Annotated in this window: 16 protein-coding genes; 10 read left to right on the top strand and 6 right to left on the bottom strand. The window is 57.0% G+C overall.

Annotated elements, in window-relative coordinates; genetic code table 11:
* Positions 1-15 precede the first annotated feature (15 nt).
* The gene (locus GOW48_RS14875) at positions 16-903 is read right to left on the bottom strand and encodes an AEC family transporter (RefSeq protein WP_170754979.1); all 888 of its coding nucleotides are present in this window, start codon (positions 901-903) and stop codon (positions 16-18) included.
* A gap of 201 nt (positions 904-1,104) precedes the next feature.
* Here GOW48_RS14875 and GOW48_RS14870 point away from each other — a divergent pair, with 201 nt between their 5' ends.
* Together GOW48_RS14870 and GOW48_RS14865 are read left to right on the top strand one after the other, a co-directional pair.
* Positions 1,105-1,914, top strand: coding sequence for a division plane positioning ATPase MipZ (locus tag GOW48_RS14870; protein ID WP_170356096.1), 810 nt, complete (start codon positions 1,105-1,107; stop codon positions 1,912-1,914).
* A 294-nt stretch (positions 1,915-2,208) separates the two neighbouring features.
* On the top strand, positions 2,209-2,991 hold the full coding sequence (locus GOW48_RS14865) for a lysophospholipid acyltransferase family protein (RefSeq protein WP_170754977.1): 783 nt from the start codon (positions 2,209-2,211) through the stop codon (positions 2,989-2,991).
* Positions 2,992-3,118: 127 nt separating this feature from the next.
* Here the strand turns inward: GOW48_RS14865 and GOW48_RS14860 are convergent, their stop codons facing one another.
* On the bottom strand, positions 3,119-4,354 hold the full coding sequence (locus tag GOW48_RS14860) for an adenylate/guanylate cyclase domain-containing protein (protein WP_170754974.1): 1,236 nt from the start codon (positions 4,352-4,354) through the stop codon (positions 3,119-3,121).
* A 63-nt stretch (positions 4,355-4,417) separates the two neighbouring features.
* Complete coding sequence (locus tag GOW48_RS14855) at positions 4,418-4,870, bottom strand: MarR family winged helix-turn-helix transcriptional regulator (RefSeq protein ID WP_170754972.1); 453 nt, start codon at positions 4,868-4,870, stop codon at positions 4,418-4,420.
* A gap of 58 nt (positions 4,871-4,928) precedes the next feature.
* Between GOW48_RS14855 and hmgA the strand changes: the two genes are divergently transcribed.
* From hmgA to GOW48_RS14840, 3 genes are all read left to right on the top strand, one after another.
* Positions 4,929-6,284, top strand: a complete 1,356-nt coding sequence (gene hmgA, locus GOW48_RS14850; RefSeq protein WP_170754970.1) for a homogentisate 1,2-dioxygenase — start codon at positions 4,929-4,931, stop codon at positions 6,282-6,284.
* 233 nt (positions 6,285-6,517) lie between these two features.
* Positions 6,518-7,774, top strand: a complete 1,257-nt coding sequence (gene fahA, locus GOW48_RS14845) for a fumarylacetoacetase (protein ID WP_170754968.1) — start codon at positions 6,518-6,520, stop codon at positions 7,772-7,774.
* 10 nt (positions 7,775-7,784) lie between these two features.
* A complete protein-coding gene (locus tag GOW48_RS14840) occupies positions 7,785-8,735 on the top strand; it encodes an MBL fold metallo-hydrolase (protein ID WP_170356090.1) in 951 nt (316 codons plus the stop codon).
* On the opposite strand, the gene GOW48_RS22655 is transcribed toward GOW48_RS14840, so the two are convergent.
* Positions 8,732-8,863, bottom strand: a complete 132-nt coding sequence (locus GOW48_RS22655) for a hypothetical protein (RefSeq protein ID WP_269149639.1) — start codon at positions 8,861-8,863, stop codon at positions 8,732-8,734. The genes GOW48_RS14840 and GOW48_RS22655 overlap by 4 nt on opposite strands.
* Here GOW48_RS22655 and GOW48_RS14835 point away from each other — a divergent pair.
* From GOW48_RS14835 to GOW48_RS14820, 4 genes are all read left to right on the top strand, one after another.
* A complete protein-coding gene (locus GOW48_RS14835) occupies positions 8,862-10,472 on the top strand; it encodes an FAD-dependent oxidoreductase (RefSeq protein WP_170754966.1) in 1,611 nt (536 codons plus the stop codon). The two genes, GOW48_RS22655 and GOW48_RS14835, sit on opposite strands and share 2 nt — an antisense overlap.
* Positions 10,473-10,477: 5 nt before the next feature.
* Entirely contained in the window at positions 10,478-10,681 is a 204-nt protein-coding gene (locus GOW48_RS14830; RefSeq protein ID WP_170356088.1) for a DUF2783 domain-containing protein, read from the top strand.
* Positions 10,682-10,693: 12 nt separating this feature from the next.
* Positions 10,694-11,329 carry a maleylacetoacetate isomerase gene (gene maiA, locus GOW48_RS14825; protein ID WP_170356087.1) on the top strand — a complete coding sequence of 212 codons (636 nt, stop codon included), beginning with the start codon at positions 10,694-10,696 and terminating at the stop codon, positions 11,327-11,329.
* A gap of 82 nt (positions 11,330-11,411) precedes the next feature.
* Positions 11,412-11,753 (top strand): DOPA 4,5-dioxygenase family protein, encoded by a 342-nt coding sequence (locus GOW48_RS14820; protein ID WP_170754964.1) that lies wholly within the window; start codon positions 11,412-11,414, stop codon positions 11,751-11,753.
* Here GOW48_RS14820 and GOW48_RS14815 read toward each other — a convergent pair.
* Complete coding sequence (locus tag GOW48_RS14815; RefSeq protein ID WP_170754963.1) at positions 11,750-13,378, bottom strand: acyl-CoA synthetase; 1,629 nt, start codon at positions 13,376-13,378, stop codon at positions 11,750-11,752. The two genes, GOW48_RS14820 and GOW48_RS14815, sit on opposite strands and share 4 nt — an antisense overlap.
* A 217-nt stretch (positions 13,379-13,595) precedes the next feature.
* On the opposite strand from GOW48_RS14815, the gene GOW48_RS14810 reads away from it, so the two are divergent.
* Positions 13,596-14,987: an aminotransferase family protein gene (locus GOW48_RS14810; protein ID WP_170754961.1), complete on the top strand. Its 1,392-nt coding sequence runs from the start codon at positions 13,596-13,598 to the stop codon at positions 14,985-14,987.
* Positions 14,988-15,086: 99 nt separating this feature from the next.
* Here GOW48_RS14810 and GOW48_RS14805 read toward each other — a convergent pair whose 3' ends face one another.
* Positions 15,087-15,863 carry a methyltransferase domain-containing protein gene (locus GOW48_RS14805; protein WP_170754959.1) on the bottom strand — a complete coding sequence of 259 codons (777 nt, stop codon included), beginning with the start codon at positions 15,861-15,863 and terminating at the stop codon, positions 15,087-15,089.
* Positions 15,864-15,949 lie beyond the last annotated feature (86 nt).

The following is a 15,949-nucleotide window of genomic DNA, read 5'->3' as shown; positions in this document are numbered from 1 at the left end:
TCCTTCGACATAAGGTCAGATCCAGTAAGACAACGCCAACGGTAAAACGAGAATGGTTACCAATGTCGAAACCAGAATGAACCCCGCAACGTCCGGTCCGTATTCGGGCATGTGCTGATCAACGAACAGATAAGTTGCGACCGATGACGGCATCAGACAACACAGGATGACCGCCCCACGTTCAGCCCCTGTGAACCCGAAGGTCCAAACCAAAACTGAGGCAATAAGTACCGCCATCCCAAGGTGCAGCATGGTCAGAACCACTGACCGGCCCAAGCTTTGAACGCGTAGACCAGCCAGTGTGTGGCCCAGCGTCAAAAGCATAAGTGGGATCGAAAGGCCGCCCAGAATGTCAAACGATTTGGCCACGGGTGCAGGCAGGCTGTACCCAGTCGCCATCAGGCCCAGCGAAATGGCGACAGCGTAGATAATAGGCGAGGTTACCAGCTTTTTGGCCGAGAACGCTCCGGCCGGTATCCACATGCCTACGGTAAAGATACTGATCAACACGACGACCACGAACGCCATCGTGTAGGCCATCCCGGCATCGCCCAGCGCCAGCAGAGTAATCGGCAGACCGATATTCCCGACATTCCCATGCATCAACGGAGTCAGAAATGCCCGCACCGGCAACTGCATTGCCCTAAGCGCGACCAATCCCAAGATGCCGAAGCCCGCAATCGCCAGAGCCGCGGCAGCCATGACGTCGACAAATGTGCTAACGGCAATATTCGTTGTCGACAGATGCGAGATAATCAGCGTCGGATACCCGACCCGAGAAACGATCCCGCCAACAACTGTGTTGTCGAAAGGCGCCCGAGTGATGGCCAAAACGTAACCGATCCCCGCGCATATAAGTACAGGCAGCACCACATTCAGCACATTCAGGAATATCTGTTCCATCTCAAGCCCTTCCCGCTGCTGCCTCAGACCCACAGTGAGACAAGGGTGCTAAACTGGCAAGCAGCACGTCCATTCTTGGGTCTATGAATTCGCAACAGGCTTTCAGAATGGCGTTTCGGGTTCTTCCCTTCCACGTTTCCACAACATATAGTGGTGTTCAACAACGTGTGGTCAAACACGGCGGGACTTGGGAATACAGGCATGGCACACATTATCGTAGTGGGGAACGAGAAGGGCGGCGCGGGCAAATCGACCGTCTCGATGCATGTGGCCACTGCGCTGGCGCGGCTGGGTCACAAGGTCAGCACTCTGGATCTGGATTTGCGCCAACGCAGCCTTGGCCGGTACTTCGAAAACCGTGCCAATTTCCTGAAAAACTCGGACCTGTCTCTTCCCAGCCCCCGCCATCATGACCTGCCCGAGATTGACGCGACCAAGCTGAAACCGGGCGAGAACATTTATGACCACCGCCTTTCAGCCGCCGTGGCAGAACTGGAAAGCGACAGTGACTTCATCCTGATCGACTGCCCAGGCTCGCACACCCGTCTCAGCCAGGTTGCACATTCGTTGGCCGATACGCTGATCACACCGCTGAATGACAGTTTCATCGACTTTGACTTGCTGGCCCGCATTGACTCGAAAGGCGAGAAAATCCTTGGTCCTTCGGTCTATTCCGAGATGGTATGGAACGCGCGCCAGTTGCGGGCACAGGCAGGTTTGAAGCCCATTGACTGGGTCGTCGTAAGAAACCGTGTCGGAACCCAGCGCATGGTCAACAAGGAAAAAATGCAACGCGCGATCGAGATGCTGTCGCAACGCATCGGCTTCCGCGTGGCCTCGGGCTTTTCCGAACGGGTCGTCTTTCGCGAACTTTTCCCACGCGGCCTGACTTTGCTGGACCTCAAGGATATCGGGGTCAAACAGCTCAACATCTCGAACATCGCGGCCCGTCAGGAACTGCGAGACATGATGAAAGAGCTGAACCTGCCGGGCGTCGAAATCGACTTTTAGGTACCTCTCGCGAGTCAAATCTGCGGAGTTTTCTGCCGCTCAAGCCCTCGGATCGAACTGTCACAAACTGTGTTTCTGGACATTCGCGCCCGGCGAAGTATCCGCTTGTGAAGTCCGAACCAATTATTGAAGTCTAGTCTGTGCGCGACTTTTTGTTGATGTGTCTTCGCCATTGCCCCATAGAGGCAGTGCGCTGGGTGTTTGTTAGGCCACGCGCCCAGAGGGCAGGCAGCGAAAGCCAGACGAAGGACCCTTGTGGCCATCCCCAGGACAGCAACACTTGCAACGGAATCCATGTCACTCCAACGTCCGGAAGAACGAGCCGCACCTGCGGCAATAGACTCAACCGGCGTGCGCATCATCAAGCGCATGGCGCTGTTCCTGCTGGGCCCGGTTTATTTCCTTTTCGTTGCGTTTGTGCCCTTACTCTGCAGTAAACGGCGGGGCTTTCGCGGCTGGTACTGGCGACTGGTCAAACGTGCTTGTTCGCGGCTTTTATGGTTGCTGAGCATCCGGACCGAGATGACACAGGCAGAAGTGGCAATGTTATCCGCCGACACCGGTAGCATCATTGTGATCAACCACCGCAGCCATCTGGATGGCTTCGCCCTGATGGATGCTCTGCCAGAGGCCAAGTGGATCACCTTTGCCGCCAAGAAAGAACTCTGCGACGCGGTCCTTTTACGCCGTGGGTTCAAGGGGGCCGGGCTTGTTGAGGTTGACCGCAAGAGCGGCAGTGTAGCGCTGGAAACACTTACCGCTGCTATCCAAGCAATGCCCGCACGCTGCTCTGTCGTGCTGTTCCCTGAGGGCACACGCACCCGGTCCGAAAGTCTTGGCACCTTCAAGGCGGGAGCTGTATTGGCCGCGCGCAATACGGGCCGGACAATCCGACCCATCGTCATCCACGATTCTGATCGCTTGTTGCCACGCGGCAAACACCTCCCAAAAAGTGGAACGATCCGGGTCGAGGTTCTGCCGCCATTCGAATGCGACCCATCCGCTTCAGTAGACGAAGACGTGTCTCGATTGAGAAATTCGATGATGGCCGTTTTCAATAATCGAATGCGTCGCTAATCATCCAAGAGACGTTCACTGTTATGCCAGCAGATCGACTGGATCGACGCCTTCATTGACAACCTTTCGTCAGTAGCAGTTTTCTGATGTTAAGCGGAACCGGCTGCGGTGCGCTCGCAGCCGACGCCTAATCTCCTGGCCGGTAGACCGTAAACAGCTCTTTCGGTTCGGGCACGCCACGCAGCATGTAGCGCCCGACCGAGATCAATTCCTTGCCGCAAGGCTGAGCAGCCCGAGCCACGTCATCCGAGATCAAAATGCGCTGACCCAAAGACCGATGCATCCCGGCAATACGCGCAGTCTGGTTCACCGCCGGGCCAATGACAGTGAAATCCAACCGGCTTTCCGACCCGATATTGCCATAGAGAATTTCGCCGGAATGCAGGGCCAGCGTGTAATTGGCCACCGGCAAACCATCTGCTTCGCGCGCGGCATTCAACTCTTCGATCCGGGATTGCAGCATCGGCACAGCCTTCAGCGCAGCCCGCGCGTCCGCATCAATATCGCCAACATCAAACATGGCCATCAACCCGTCGCCCATGAACTTCAGGATATTTCCGTCGTTGTCATGCACCACGCCCACCGCAACCGCGAGGTAATCATTAAGCATGTCGATGATCTCGTTTCCCGGCAGCTCTTCGGACAGGCTGGTGAACCCTTCAAGGTCGAAATTCCAAATCACAGCATCGATTTGCTGCAATGACCCGCGTCGAATCTCGCCGGACAGCACGCGGCGACCGGCATCGCGGCCCAGATACACGCGCATAAGATCTTTGGAGACTCGTGCATTCGAAGCCGATTTCAGCGCCAACCCAAGATGAGGCAACGCGGTGTGGATCAGTTCCAGATCGCTGTCTCGAAATCCTTCCGGCGCGTTCGACGTCCAGGACAAAAGCACCCCGTCCACCGTCTTTTTGGCATCGGGCGGCATGTTGTGCGTTGGCACGTCAAAAGCCACGCTGGTGGCATAGTAATCAGTTGCGCCAACCTCTCGAAGCTCATTGATCAGAGGGTATTTACTGGGTTCGTTCTGATCGACGATGCGTTCATGCACATAGTCGATGTCGTCATTGAGGATCGCGAACAAAGGACTGTTCTGCCAATCCTCGCTGACATCTTCGGAATACTTGAATTTTTGATAATCTCCGCCTCGTCCCTGATACCAGCTATAGCCAGTACCGCCATAGACAGGGTGCAGGGCCGATTGGGCCGCATGAAACCGCATCAATGGCACGCCAAGTTCGACCAGACGGGTACAATACCCATCCAACAATTCTTCCTTGTCCGCGCCCTCGAGGCCGCGTGTCACTATCCAGTTGATCAAATCGGTTGATTTCGCCGCGTTGGGGTCCGGGGCTGTCATTTATTGTTATCCTATGTCCGCTCTGCACGTCATCTGGGGGCAATGGACGACAATTACCAGAGGTCACCCCATATCCGCCAGCTTTCTCAACATCCCGCGGAGCTGAGAGGCGTCATCCAGCCCTATCATGTTCGCCAATCTGGCGTCGTATCGCTTGGCGACCTCGCGCAGGTCCCGGTAAACCGACTGCCCCGTCGAGGTCAGCGTCAGGTGCTCGACCCGGCGATCGTTCTGGCTGGGTGTGCGCGTTAAGTATCGCCGTTGCTCAAGCTTGCTGACGGCGCGACTGATCTTGGTTTTGTGAATGCGAGCCCGCTCACCAATTTCTTTGGCCGTCATCTCACCGTAGTTACCCAAATGAAACAACACCCGCCATTCGGTGCGAAGCATCCCGTACCGTTCTTTGTAGACCCGTTGAAACTCCAACGAGCACTCCTCGGCCGCTCTGTTCAGCAGATAAGGAAGGAAATCCTGCAGATCAAAGGCATCATTTTTTTCGGGGTCAGTGTCTGTCATGCTTGTTAGTTACAAAATCAACTATTATTTCACAAGCAACAAAGAGGAGGAGTACAGGATGAACCGTCCGACTGATCCACACCAGATGACCCAAGCCAGCAGCACCATTGGCACACATGCAGGCTATATGCCCGGCTTCGGGAACGACTTTGAAACCGAAGCCCTGCCCGGCGCGTTGCCACAAGGCATGAACAGCCCACAACGCTGTAACTACGGCCTCTATGGCGAACAGCTGAGCGGAACGGCCTTTACTGCAAACCCGCCCGAACGGACGTGGTGCTATCGCATCCGGCCCTCGGTCAAGCATTCACACAGGTATGAAAAGGTCGATCTGCCACTGTGGAAATCTGCCCCTTGCGTTGATCCCGATGTGATCAGCCTGGGGCAGTATCGCTGGGATGCAGTACCGCATTCCGACGAGGGCCTGACATGGCTGTCAGGTATGCGCACCATGACCACGGCGGGCGACGTAAACACGCAAGTGGGCATGGCCAGCCACATCTATCTGATCACAGATTCCATGGTGGACGAATATTTCTTCTCGGCCGATTCCGAGCTGCTGGTGGTGCCACAGGAAGGCCGCCTGCGTTTCGCAACTGAGCTAGGGATCATTGATTTGGAACCCAAAGAGATCGCTATTCTACCGCGCGGACTTGTGTATCGCGTAGAAGTTCTGGACGGTCCTGCGCGCGGCTTTGTATGCGAAAACTACGGGCAGAAATTCGAACTTCCGGGACGTGGCCCGATCGGCGCCAACTGCATGGCCAACCCGCGTGACTTCAAGGCCCCGGTCGCGGCGTTTGAAGACCGAGAAGTGCCCTCGACCGTCACCGTCAAATGGTGCGGGCAGTTCCATAAAACGCAAATCGACCAAAGCCCGTTGGACGTGGTCGCATGGCATGGCAATTACGCGCCCTACAAATACGACCTGCGCACCTATTGCCCGGTCGGCGCGATCCTGTTTGATCATCCCGACCCGTCGATCTTTACCGTTCTGACGGCCCCATCAGGTCAGCCGGGGACGGCCAATATCGACTTTGTCCTGTTCCGGGAACGCTGGATGGTGGCCGAGGACACCTTCCGTCCGCCCTGGTATCACAAGAACATCATGTCCGAGCTAATGGGCAATATCTACGGCCAATATGACGCCAAACCGCAGGGCTTTGTTCCCGGCGGGATGAGCCTGCACAACATGATGCTGCCACACGGGCCGGACCGCGAAGCCTTTGACAAAGCGTCGAATGCAAACCTCGGGCCGGACAAGTTGGACAATACCATGTCCTTCATGTTCGAAACCCGCTTTCCGCAGCACCTGACCCCGTTTGCCGCAAACGAAGCGCCCCTGCAGGACGACTACATTGACTGTTGGACCTCTCTTGAGAAAAAGTTCGACGGAACGGCAGGGAAAAAGTGATGGATGCTGGTTACATAGTAATTGCTGTTTTCCTAGGCTTTGCATGCTTGTTTCTTTGGAGTCGGCGTGCGCGCTGGAACGGCAAGCGGGACCACTACAACCACAATCCAATGCCCGGCCACCGGCAGGACGGCTCATCCGGCGGAACCGACTTGAACGACTGATCAACAGAAACAGGCACAAACGGCGCGCCCCTTATCGAGTCGCGCCGAAAAAGACGACAAGGAACGCCAATGACCCTTTTGAAATCCTGGATCGCCTCGGCCAATAACGCGACCCATCCCTTTCCGCTGAACAACTTACCTTATGGTATTTTCGCGACAGAAGGTGCCGAGCCGCGCTGTGGCGTTGCAATCGGGGACTTGATTTTCGACATCACCAGCGCCGAGGCCGAAGGTCTGATTAACCTGATTGACGAACCCCTGTTCGACCTGCCCTTCTGGAACCCGTTGATGGAGCAAGGCCCCGCCGTCTGGGCCGCCCTTCGCGCGCGCCTTACCAGCCTTTTGGCCGAGGGATCAGAAGAGCAAGACAGGGTTGAGCCTCTGCTTGTGGCGCAGAGCGACGCCGTATTGCATATGCCCTTCGCGGTCAGTGAGTACACAGACTTCTATGCAGGTCGTCACCACGCGCAAAATGTCGGCACCATGTTCCGCGGGTCAGAGAATGCCCTGCCCCCCAATTGGCTGCACATTCCGATCGGCTATAATGGCCGCGCCTCTTCTGTCGTTGTGTCGGGGACAGATATTCGCCGTCCCTGGGGCCAGCTGAAATCGCCCGATCATGACCGTCCCGCCTTTCTGCCCAGCCGCCGTTTTGACATTGAGCTTGAGATGGGCGCCATCGTAGGCACACCATCGGACGGTCCGATCTCGGTCCAAGAGGCGGACGACAACATCTTTGGTTATGTTCTGCTAAACGATTGGTCCGCGCGCGATATCCAGGCGTGGGAATACCAGCCGCTCGGACCGTTTCAGGCCAAAGCTACAGCCACGTCAATCAGCCCGTGGATCGTGACCAAGGCAGCGCTTGAGCCCTTCCGCTGTGACACACCCGCGCGCGAGCATGAGCTGTTGGATCACCTCAAGGATTGCGGCCCAATGTTGTACGACGTCGACCTTTCCATCACGATGGCTCCGTCCGGAAAACCAGCAAGCACCATCGCCCGCACCAACTACCGTGAGATGTATTACTCTGCCGCGCAGCAACTGGCGCACCACACGACATCGGGCTGCCCAATGAACACGGGCGACCTGCTAGGCTCAGGCACCATCTCGGGGCCAACAAAACCTGAACGCGGCTCGCTATTGGAAATCAGCTGGGGCGGGAAGGAACCGCTGACGCTGGACACGGGCGAGACCCGCCGCTTTATCGAAGACGGCGACACCATGACCCTGACCGGCGCGGCAAAAGGCGACGGTTATTCGATCGGCTTTGGCTATTGCGTGGGAACAGTATTGCCCGCACTAGAAAACCCATTCGCACGATAAGGAACCCAACATGGCCAAAGCATTCGCGTCCCAGGGGGACATGTCCGAGAAGAAGACCTCATTTACCGAAATCGGTGACGGGCTCTATGCGTTCACCGCCGAAGGCGACCCGAATTCCGGCGTGATTATTGGCGATGACAGCGTCATGATTGTCGAGGCCCAAGCGACACCACGTTTGGCACAAAAAGTCATCGACTGCGTCCGCTCGGTCACTGACAAGCCAATCACCCACGTGGCGCTAACCCACTATCACGCCGTGCGTGTGCTGGGCGCCAGCGCGTATGGAGCACAGCAGATCCTGATGTCGGACATGGCCCGTGCGATGGTCGTGGAACGCGGGCAGGAGGATTGGGATAGCGAATTCCAACGCTTCCCTCGCCTGTTTGAAGGGCACGAGAGCATTCCCGGCCTCACATGGCCCACCACCACCTTCAGCGACACAATGACGGTCTATCTGGGCAATCGCCGGGTTGACCTAATGCATCTGGGCCGCGCTCATACGGCGGGTGATATCGTCATTCATGTACCCGATCAGAACGTCATGTTCACCGGCGACATCGTCGAATACCACTCGGCTTGCTATTGCGGCGATGGGCATTTCGGCGACTGGGGTGATACCTTGGATGCAATCAGCCTGTTCGACGTCGACGCCATCGCTCCGGGACGCGGAGACGCCCTGATCGGGAAAGAGATGGTGAATGCAGCTATTGAAAGCACCCGTGATTTCGTCGACAGCACATATCGCCCTGCAGCAAAGATCGCGGCACGTGGTGGTTCTTTGAAAGAAGCATGGGACGCCGTGCGCGCTGAATGTGACCCGAAATTCGCGGATTACGCGATCTATGAACACTGCCTGCCCTTCAACGTAGCCCGCGCCTATGACGAGGCGCGCGGTATTGACACGCCACGCATCTGGACCGCCCAACGCGATCTGGACATGTGGGAGGCCCTGCAAGGTTAAGGACAAACCGTCGCATTTGATCCAGATCGTTTTTCGTCGGCGTATTCGATGGAACCATTCCCATAGGGCTCTGGCTTGGCCTCGCCAGAGGCAAGCAGTTGCGTCAACGCATCGGGGAGAGAAACCATGAACAAGATCTTCGAAACACCGCTTTATGCTTATGAGCGCAGCCCGGATCAGGACACTGCGACACCTGTACGCCACAAAGTGATCGTTGTTGGCGCCGGTCCGGTCGGCCTGACCGCAGCCATCGACCTGGCCCAGCAAGGTGTTGGGGTCGTCGTTCTGGACGACAACGACAAGGTCAGCTTTGGCAGCCGGGCGATCTGTTTTTCGCAACGCACATTGGATATCGCCGACCGGTTGGGGTGCGGCAATCCGATGGCCGAAACCGGGGTGCAATGGGAGGCGGGCAAGGTCTTTTTCGACGACCGCAAAGTCTACGAGTTCGACTTGCTGCCCGAAAAAGGCTTTTCCAACCCCGCCTTCGTGAACCTGCAACAATATCATCTTGAGGAAATTCTGGTCGACCGTGTCCGCGCTTTGCAGGCCGAAGGTGCACCGATCGAAATTCGCGGCCGCAACAAGGTCGAGGCGATCGGCACCCATGACGACCACGTCAAGCTTGAGGTCGAGACGCCAGAAGGCCCCTATAACGTCGAAGCCGACTGGCTGATCGCGAGCGATGGCGCGCATTCTCCGACCCGCCGGATGCTGGGGCTGGATTTCGACGGGCGGATATTCGAAGACAACTTCCTGATCGCCGATGTGGTGATGGAGGCCGATTTCCCGTCCGAGCGCTGGTTCTGGTTCGACCCGCCCTTCAACAGGGGTCAATCCGCGCTGCTGCACAAACAGCCTGACAATGTATGGCGCATTGACCTGCAACTGGGATGGGACATCGACAAAGAGCGCGAGAAACGCCCCGAAAACGTCATCCCTCGCCTTAAGGCGATGCTGGGCGAGGATGTGGAGTTCGAACTCGAATGGGTCTCGATCTACACATTCCAGTGCCGCCGGATGGAGAAGTTCCGCCATGGACGTGTCCTCTTTGCCGGGGACAGCGCCCATCAGGTCAGCCCGTTCGGCGCGCGCGGGGCAAATTCGGGCATTCAGGACACCGACAACCTGTGCTGGAAGCTGAAACTGGTGATCGACGGGAAAGCACCTGAACTGCTGCTTGATAGTTATAGCCGCGAGCGCGTTCAGGCAGCAGATGAGAACATCACCATGTCGACCCGCTCGACCGATTTTATCACGCCCAAATCCGAAATGTCCCGTTTACTGCGCGACGCGGTACTGGACCTGAGCGAGAAATACGAATTCGCACGCCCTCTGGTAAATTCCGGACGTCTTAGCGCGCCCTGCACGTACAAGGGATCATCGCTCAGTTCGGCGGACGCATTGAATGGCCCGGATATCACATGCCCGGGTTCGGCCTGTCCGGACGCGCCTTTGGGCGACGAATTCCTGCTGCCGAAACTGGCCGGAAAATTTACGCTGCTGACGATAGACGCCGAAGCGCCTGAGCGCCTTGAAGAAGGCGGCATCCAAGCCACGCGCTTGGCATTGTCCGTGAAGGATGACCTGACGCTGGAGTTAAAGCGTCGCTATCTGGGGGATGCGGACAGCGCCATCTATTTGATCCGCCCCGACCAGCATGTGGCCGCCCGGCGGGACACTTTCGAAGAAAACGCGTTTCGGCAGGCGATGCGCCGTGCAACCGGAAAGGAGTAAGTGGGATGGCTGACTTGATACTCACACCGAATTTCGACAATGCGGACGACTTTTATGCCAACCTGCTGGCCCTGCATGACGGGCTGGACAAGACAGACAGCGACGCGCTCAACGCACGGCTGGTCCTGGTGTTGGCCAACCATATCGGTGACGCCGGCGTCTTGTCTCAGGCTTTGAAAACGGCAGAATTGCATGACAACCAAGACTGACAGGAGGTAAGGATGAGCGTCATACTGTATGATTTCTGGCGCTCTTCAGCCAGTTACCGCGTGCGCATCGCGCTGAATTTGGCTGGGGTCGCGTATCGCGCGGTTTCTGTCGATCTGGCCAGTGGTGACCAAAAGTCTGACACGCATCTGGCACGTAATCCGCAGGGGTTGGTTCCCGTGCTTGAGATTGACGGCCTGCGGCTGACTCAATCGCTGGCGATCATAGATTATCTGGACAACACGCGGGGGCTGGGTCTGTTGCCCGCCGAACCCGCAGCCCGCGCACAGTCATTGGCCTTGGCACAATCCATCGCGGTGGATCTGCACCCGGTCTGCAACCTATCGGTTGCGCGCCACGCCACCTCGCTGAGCCACGATGCAGACAATATGCCCGGCGACTGGATGCGCCATTTCATCCGTCCCGGCCTTTTGGCGTTCGAAACCCTTTTGGGCGATTTTGAACAATCCCCCTACTGCACAGGCGCACAGCCCGGTTTGGCCGATCTGTGTCTGATCCCTCAGCTATACAACGCACGTCGCTGGCAGGTCGATCTGACCGGACTACCCCGTATCCTGAGTGTCGACGCTGCCTGCGCAGACCTGCCCGCTTTTGCACAGGCGCACCCGGACCGGCACGCGCCTGACTGACCGCACAGGGTCTGTGTGCTCACGTTAGTAGGAAATAGAACCGCGGTGGCATAAAGTCTTCTCAGCAAGAATGGAGGCCCCTATGCCCGAGATCACCGGCTATCACGCCCATGTCTATTTCGATGCTGATACTCAAACAATCGCGCAACAGCTTTGCCAAGAAGCAGGTCGCCTGTTCCCTGTTGAGATAGGTCGGATGCACGCCAAAAATGTTGGCCCGCATCCGCGGTGGAGTTGCCAATTGGCATTTGCCCCGGACGCCTTCGATCAGGTCATTCCGTGGCTGATGCTGAACCGACAAGGATTGACCATCTTTACGCATCCCGAAACCGGTCATCATCTTGAGGACCATCGGGATCGCGCCATCTGGATGGGCGAGATGCTGAAGCTGGACCTGTCGATCTTTGACCGAATGGGTGCTTAGCCCAGCGCTTTAGCCTGATCCCGCAGCTTGAACTTTTGGACCTTGCCGGTCGACGTCTTGGGTAGCGGCCCGAACACCACCGTCTTGGGCGCTTTGAAATGGGCCATGTGATCGCGACAGAATGCAATGATGTCTGCGTCACTCGTCTGCGCGCCGGGCTTGAGTTCGACAAATGCACAGGGCGTCTCGCCCCATTTATCATCGGGCCGGGCGACCACGGCAGCCTCCATCACGGCGGGGTGTTTATACAGGATATCTTCCACTTCGACCGATGAAATGTTCTCGCCCCCCGAGATGATGATGTCTTTGGACCGGTCTTTGAGCGCAATGTAGCCATCGGAGTGCATCACCCCCAGATCGCCCGAGGCGAACCATCCGCCGTTGAACGCCTTGTCGGTCGCATCTGGGTTCTTGAGATACCCCTTCATCACCACATTGCCCTGCATGAATATCTCGCCCATGGTCTCGCCATCGGCAGGCACGGGGGCCAGCGTTTCAGGGTCGGCTACCATCAGCCCGGACAAAGCCGTGTACCGCACACCCTGCCGTACCTTCAACGCAGCGCGTTCGTCCGCGCCCCTGCTGTTCCACTCGTCTTTCCAGGCGCAGACAACCGAAGGGCCGTATGTCTCAGTCAGCCCATAGACATGGGTGACCTCGATCCCCATCCCTTCCATATTCGCGATAACTGCCGCAGGTGGCGGAGCACCAGCGGTCATCACTTTGATCTGGTGGTCGAAATCCTTGAGGTGATCCGGCGCATTTGCCAGCATGTTCAGAACGATCGGCGCGCCGCAGAAATGCGTGACCTTTTCGTCGCGGAAAGCGGCATAGATCGGCTCGTCCCGCACAGCGCGCAAGCAGACCGAAACCCCCGCATTCGCCGCCATCGCCCATGGGAAACACCAACCGTTGCAGTGAAACATTGGCAAGGTCCACAGATAGACCGAGTGTTTGGGCATATCCCAATCCAACAGATCAGACTGCGCGTTCAGCATCGCACCCCGGTGATGGTACACAACACCCTTGGGATTGCCCGTTGTACCCGACGTATAGTTCAGGGTGATTGCGTCCCATTCGTCATCTGGCAAAGACCACGCGAACTCTGGGTCGCCTTCAGCCAGCAGCGCGTCATAGGTCAGCGCCCCAAGCTTTTCACCGCCCTCAAAGCTGTCATCTTCTATGTCGATCACTAGTACGTCGTGATCGACCTGTTTCAACGCCTCTTTGACGACGCCCGAGAATTCTGGGTCAACCAGCAGGGCCTTGGACTCTGCGTGATTCAGGATAAACGCGATGATCGGTGCATCCAGTCGCGTGTTGATGGCGTTCAGCACCGCCCCGGACATTGGGACACCGAAATGCGCCTCGTACATTTCGGGGATGTTAGCGGCGATGATCGAGACGGTGTCGCCCTTGCCGATCCCGCGCGCGGCCAAAGCGCCAGCCATTCGGCGAGACCGGGTATATGTCTCGGCCCATGTGTACCGGCGCGCGCCGTAAACAACGGACGGATAGTCGGGATAAATCTGCGCAGTCCGCTCTATAAAACTTAGCGGCGACAAGGGCGTATAATTTGCCCGGTTCCTGTCCAGGTGACGCTCATAAATATTGGCTTCGGTCATCAGCTACCCCTCCCTTATTGCACGGGACTTGATCACAATCCCGCAGGCAAGACAAATTCGTAGAAATACGCGCTCAGTCATGGACTGGCGATACGCGATGATGCAATCTGGCCCTATCTACGGATGGCCATTCGCGGTGATCTGAGCCATCAAGAACACACAGGCCGGGACCCAGCTCCCGCACCTTGCGCACCCATACTTTGTGAAAGGACATGTCATGGACGGCACGTTCAACGAAAACGATCTTTCCCGCGTGGTCGAAGCCGACCGCGCCCATATCTGGCACCACCTGATCCAGCACAAACCCTTTGAAACCAATGATCCGCGCATCATTGTCGAAGGCAAAGGCATGCGCGTTTGGGACCAGAACGGCAAGGAACATCTGGATGCCGTATCCGGCGGGGTCTGGACGGTCAACGTGGGCTATGGCCGCGAATCGATCTGCAAGGCGGTCTACGACCAGCTGATGAAGCTGTGTTACTTCGCCAACTCGGCCGGGTCGATTCCGGGCTCGATCTTTGCGGAAAAGCTGATCAGCAAGATGCCGGGGATGAGCCGCGTTTACTACATGAACTCAGGCTCTGAGGCGAATGAGAAAGCCTTTAAGATGGTCCGCCAGATCGCCCACAAGAAATACGGCGGCAAGAAGACCAAGATTCTTTACCGCGATCGCGACTACCACGGCTCGACCCTCGCGGCGATGTCGGCGGGTGGTCAGGATGAGCGTAACGCTCAATACGGCCCCTTCGCGCCGGATTTCGTGCGCGTGCCGCACTGCATGGAATACCGCAAGCACGAGCTGGACGGCGCCCCCGAAGAGAATTTCGGCGAATGGGCTGCTGATCAGATCGAAGAGGTCATCCTCCGCGAAGGCCCCGATACTGTCGGCGCACTGTGCCTCGAACCCGTGACCGCTGGCGGTGGTGTGATTGAGGCCCCCGAAGGCTATTGGCAGCGCGTGCAGGAGATTTGCGACAAGTATGACATCCTGCTGCATATCGACGAAGTTGTCTGTGGCATTGGTCGTACCGGCACATGGTTTGGCTATCAGCAATATGGTGTGAAGCCTGACTTTGTGACCATGGCCAAGGGCGTCGCCTCGGGTTACGCCGCCATCGCTTGCATGGTCACCACCGAGGAAATCTTTGACATGTTCAAAGACAATGCAGACGACCCGATGAACTATTTCCGCGACATCTCTACCTTCGGCGGCTGCACTGCAGGCCCGGCGGCGGCGATCGAGAACATGCGGATCATCGAAGATGAAAACCTGCTGCAAAACTGCACCGACATGGGCGCGCGCATGATGGGTAACCTGCAAGAGCTGATGGAAAAGCACAAAGTCATCGGCGACGTGCGCGGCAAGGGCCTGTTCCTTGGCGCAGAACTGGTTGCTGATCGTTCCACCCGCGAGCCGGTGAACGAAAAGATGGCACAAGCAGTTGTGGCCGACTGCATGGCGCAGGGGGTGATCATCGGTGTGACCAACCGTTCGGTGCCAGGCAAGAACAACACGCTGTGCTTCTCACCCGCGCTGATTGCCACTCCGGACGATATCGACCAGATCACCGACGCGGTGGACGGTGCGCTCGGGCGTGTGTTTGGGTAGACTACTAGTTGATTACAGCCCAGAAACCGGTGCCCATGGCGCCGGTCTTTTGGTCGTAACGAGAAACAACGAGCCAACTATAGCTCTACTGCTCCGTTGCTATAGCTTACGGCCGCTGACGACGAAATGAGTTAGAGAAAAGAAAAACTTTCCTTGCATAGCCAAGGCTCTCTGTTCATCTGCCCAGGCGGCCGCTTCCTCATCAGGTAAAAGCTGCTTGGACTTAGTGAACCGTTCCATCAGGACAATCAACATATTGGCCAGCCCATCTGGCCGGAGTTGAGTATCGCAAACGGTAACGGGAGCTACTCCCTCCACTTCAAAACCAGCATCCGTCAGGATTGGAGGCAAAAGAGCTGGCACTCCTCTCTCAACAAAATGCTCATCCCATGCCCTTACCATCCGCGCCATCCGAGCAGGATCTTCACTGAACCATATCAAACTGTCGAAATGGATATCGCCTATGACGAGCACCCCCCCTGGTTTTAAGCACCGATAGGCTTCGCCCACCGCGGCCGGAATATCGTCCAGGTACTCATACACCTGCACTGATACGGCCTTGTCAACCGAGGCGTCTTTGACGGGAAGGCGTCCGGCTTCGCCTTCAACGATCTTGACCCAATCATAAGTTTGACATCTATTTTCGGCCGAATGCCGCATAGCGTCACTAGGATCAATTCCTATGACATGGCCGGTTCCACCAACTGCCCGAGCTAGCTCTGCCGTCAATAGGCCGTTGCCGCATCCTATGTCCGCTATGGTATCACCGGGGGAAGGCTTTAGCGCATCAAAGGAACCGCGACGTCGACGCGTTACGTCGGCGCCTTCATAGACACTATCCAAAAGACGGGTTGTCTCCTCATCAAACTCAAGCATGTCGCCGACCCCGAAGAAATTAGTTTAACCAGTGGTTCGACATCTAACATTTCCTGACAAATAAGTCTGCCGGCAGAGCAAAGCCA

Origin of the sequence: Ruegeria lacuscaerulensis (assembly GCF_013033355.1) — a bacterium.
Classification (GTDB): Bacteria; Pseudomonadota; Alphaproteobacteria; order Rhodobacterales; family Rhodobacteraceae; genus Ruegeria; species Ruegeria lacuscaerulensis_A.
Note: the sequence above shows the minus strand (reverse complement) of the source record. Positions and strands in the feature narration are given on the sequence as shown.